We start from the raw sequence: 3,744 nt of genomic DNA, 5'->3' as shown, positions 1-3,744 counted from the left end.
GCTGCCGACGTGAAGGAAGTGCAGATGCTGCACTGGTGGACGTCGGGGGGCGAGGCAGCGGCTTTGAACGTCCTGAAGCAGGATCTATCGAAGGAAGGTTTTGCCTGGAAGGACGTCCCGGTTGCCGGCGGCGGTGGTGATGCGGCGATGACGGCGCTGAAGGCGATGGTGGCGGCGGGCACCTATCCGACGGCCTCGCAGATGCTGGGGTACACCGTGCTCGATTATGCCCAGGCCGGCGTGATGGGTGACCTGACGGAGACGGCCAAGAAGGAAGGCTGGGACAAGTCGGTGCCGGCGGCATTGCAGAAGTTCTCCGTCTATGACGGCAAGTGGGTCGCAGCCCCGGTCAACGTCCATTCGGTCAACTGGCTGTGGATCAACAAGGCTGTCATGGACAAGATCGGCGGCACCCAGCCGAAGAGCTTCGACGACCTGATCGCCCTGCTCGACAAGGCCAAGGCTGCCGGTGTCATCCCGTTGGCGCTCGGCGGCCAGAACTGGCAGGAGGCGACGATGTTCGATTCCATCGTGCTGTCGACCGGTGGGCCGGAGTTCTACAAGAAGGCCTTCAACGACCTCGACGAGGCGTCGCTGAAGTCGGACACGATGAAGAAGTCCTTCGACAACCTCGCCAAGATCGTCAAATATGTCGATCCGAACTTCTCCGGCCGCGACTGGAACCTGGCGACCGCGATGGTCATCAAGGGTGACGCGCTGGTGCAGGTGATGGGCGACTGGGCCAAGGGCGAATTCGTCGCCGCCAAGAAGACGCCGGATAAAGACTTCCTCTGCTACCGCTTCCCCGGCACCGAAGGCAGCGTGATCTACAACTCCGACATGTTCGGCATGTTCAACGTTCCCGACGACCGCAAGGCGGCGCAGGTGGCATTGGCGACGGCGACGCTGTCGAAGAGCTTCCAGTCGGCCTTCAATGTCGTCAAGGGTTCGGTTCCGGCCCGCACCGACGTTCCCGACACCGACTTCGACGCCTGCGGCAAGAAGGGCATCGCCGATCTGAAGGCCGCCAACGAGGGCGGCACGCTGTTCGGTTCGCTCGCCCAGGGCTATGGCGCGCCTCCGGCAATCGCCAATGCCTATAAGGACGTCGTCTCGAAGTTCGTCCACGGCCAGATCAAGAGCTCGGACGAAGCCGTGACCCAGCTCGTCCAGGCGATCGACGACGCCCGCTGAGGCCGCCGCCGATGAACACGCTTCCCCGCGTCGTCGCGGGGAAGCTGCAGCCCCTGACGGATATGCGGGGCGATCATGCGGGGAGGGGCATGCGGGCCAGCCCCCCATGACGACATACAGGGAGGAGATGACATTCCATGAGCACAGTTGCGACCACCGATCCGGTTCTGACGCCGCGGCAAGCGACGCGGGTCTCACTCAGGGGCCGGCTGCAGGATGCGCTGCCGAAGATCGTGCTGGCGCCGAGCTTTGTCATCACGCTGATCTTCGTCTACGGCTTCATCGTCTGGACGGCCTATCTCTCCTTCACCAATTCCAAGACCTTCCCCTCCTATGCGTTGACCGGCGCGCGCGCTTATCAGCGGCTGTGGCGCTGGACCTTCGAGAGCGACCCGCCATCCTCCTGGTACACTTCGATCACCAACATGGCGATCTTCGGCTTCCTCTATGTCGGCATCTGTCTGGCACTCGGCCTGCTGCTGGCCATCCTGCTCGACCAGAAGATCCGCGGCGAGGGCTTGCTGCGGCCGATCTTCCTCTATCCGATGGCGCTCTCCTTCATCGTCACCGGGGTGGCCTGGAAGTGGTTCCTCGATCCCGGCCTCGGGCTGGAGCAGACGCTGCACCACTTCGGCTGGACGAGCTTCCACTTCGACTGGATCAAGAACAAGGACTTCGTCATCTACACCGTCGTCATCGCCGGTGTCTGGCAGGCGTCGGGCTTCGTCATGGCGATGTTCCTCGCGGGTCTTCGCGGCATCGACGGCGAGATCATGAAGGCGGCGCAGATCGACGGGGCGTCGCCCTTCCAGCTTTATCGGCGCATCGTCATTCCGCTGTTGCGGCCGATCTTCCTGTCGGCCTTCATCGTGCTCGCCCATATGGCGATCAAGTCCTACGACCTGGTGGTGGCGCTGACCTCGGGCGGGCCGGGCGGCTCGGCCTGGCTGCCGTCGAACTTCATGTATGAATATACCTTCAAGCGCAACGAGATGGCCGTCGGCTCGGCCAGCGCCATCATCATGCTGATGACAATCTCGGCGATCATCGTTCCCTATCTCTATTCCGAACTGAAGGAGAAGGCCCGATGAGCAGCCTCACCTCTTCGATCGGCACGTCGTCATCGGCTGCGGCGGGCGCAGGAGCGGAGCGCGGCAACAGCGCCCGCTGGATCGGCCGCCTCGTCATCTACGGCCTGCTGGTGATCTTCGCCATCCTCTACCTGATGCCGCTCTTCGTCATGCTGACGACCTCGTTCAAGACGATGGACGAGATCCAGAACGGCAACATGCTGGCGCTGCCGCAGGCGCCGACCTTCGATCCCTGGGTGAAGGCCTGGGGCGAGGCCTGCGTCGGGCTGACCTGCGCCGGCATCAAGGGCTACTTCTGGAACTCGATCAAGATGGTGGTGCCGGCGGTGGCGATCTCCACCTTCATGGGCGCGCTGAACGGTTATGTCCTGACCAAGTGGCGCTTCCCCGGCCATACGCTGGTGTTCGGGCTGATGCTGTTTGCCTGCTTCATTCCGTTCCAGTCGGTGCTCTTGCCGATGGCGACCATCCTCGGCTCGCTCGGTCGCTTCGGGGTGACGCTGCAGAACGCCACCGGCTTTAACTTCGGCTTCGGCAATTCGACGGTCAATCTGGTCTTCGTCCATGTCGTCTACGGCCTCGGCTTCACGACGCTGTTCTTTCGCAATTTCTACGAGGCCTTCCCGACCGAGCTGGTCCGGGCCGCCCAGGTCGATGGCGCCAGTTTCTTCCAGATCTTCCGCCGCATCATGCTGCCGAACTCGCTGCCGATCATCGTCGTCACCGTCATCTACCAGTTCACCAATATCTGGAACGACTTCCTGTTTGCCTCGGCCTATGCCGGCACCGGTGACTCCATGCCGATGACGGTGGCGCTCAACAATGTCGTCAACACCTCGACCGGGGTGGTCGAATACAATGTCAACATGGCGGCGGCGATGATCGCCGCCGTGCCGACGCTCATCGTCTATATCCTCGCCGGCCGCTACTTCGTGCGTGGCCTGATGGCGGGCGCAGTCAAAGGGTAACCCATGGCTTTCCTGGAAATCTCCGGCCTCAGAAAGCGCTTCGGCGCCGTCGACATCCTCAAGGGCATCGATCTCGAACTCGAAAAGGGCGGCTTCCTGGTGCTGGTCGGCCCGTCCGGCTGCGGCAAGTCGACCCTGCTCAACACCATCGCCGGGCTGGAGACGATCACCGCGGGCGAGATCCGGATCGACGGGCGCGCCGTCAACGGCCTGCATCCTTCCAAGCGCGACATCGCCATGGTGTTCCAGTCCTATGCGCTTTATCCGAACATGACGGTGGCGGGCAACATCGCCTTCGGCATGGAGATGCGCGGCGTGCCGCCGGAAGAGCGCAAGCAGGCGATCGACAAGGTCGCCAAGGTGCTGCAGATCGGCCATCTGCTCGACCGCAAGCCGAGCCAGCTGTCGGGCGGCCAGCGCCAGCGCGTCGCCATGGGCCGGGCGCTGGTGCGCGATCCCAAGCTCTTCCTGTTCGACGAACCGCTCTCCAA

Annotated in this window: 4 protein-coding genes; all 4 read left to right on the top strand. The window is 63.1% G+C overall.

Features of this window, described 5'->3' with window-relative positions; all coding sequences use genetic code 11:
• Positions 1-1,194 (top strand): ABC transporter substrate-binding protein (locus tag HJC04_RS31445; RefSeq protein WP_221103924.1); only part of this gene is annotated, 1,194 nt, incomplete at its 5' end.
• Positions 1,195-1,331: 137 nt separating this feature from the next.
• Positions 1,332-2,285: a carbohydrate ABC transporter permease gene (locus HJC04_RS31440; protein WP_210628221.1), complete on the top strand. Its 954-nt coding sequence runs from the start codon at positions 1,332-1,334 to the stop codon at positions 2,283-2,285.
• Positions 2,282-3,253 (top strand): carbohydrate ABC transporter permease, encoded by a 972-nt coding sequence (locus HJC04_RS31435; protein ID WP_210628220.1) that lies wholly within the window; start codon positions 2,282-2,284, stop codon positions 3,251-3,253. The genes HJC04_RS31440 and HJC04_RS31435 overlap by 4 nt, the downstream gene beginning before the upstream one ends.
• Positions 3,254-3,256: 3 nt before the next feature.
• The coding region (locus tag HJC04_RS31430; RefSeq protein ID WP_221147819.1) for an ABC transporter ATP-binding protein at positions 3,257-3,744 on the top strand (488 nt) is incomplete at its 3' end.

Source organism: Rhizobium sp. NLR8a (assembly GCF_019685235.1).
In the GTDB taxonomy this organism is placed as follows: domain Bacteria; phylum Pseudomonadota; class Alphaproteobacteria; order Rhizobiales; family Rhizobiaceae; genus Rhizobium.
Note: the sequence above shows the minus strand (reverse complement) of the source record. Positions and strands in the feature narration are given on the sequence as shown.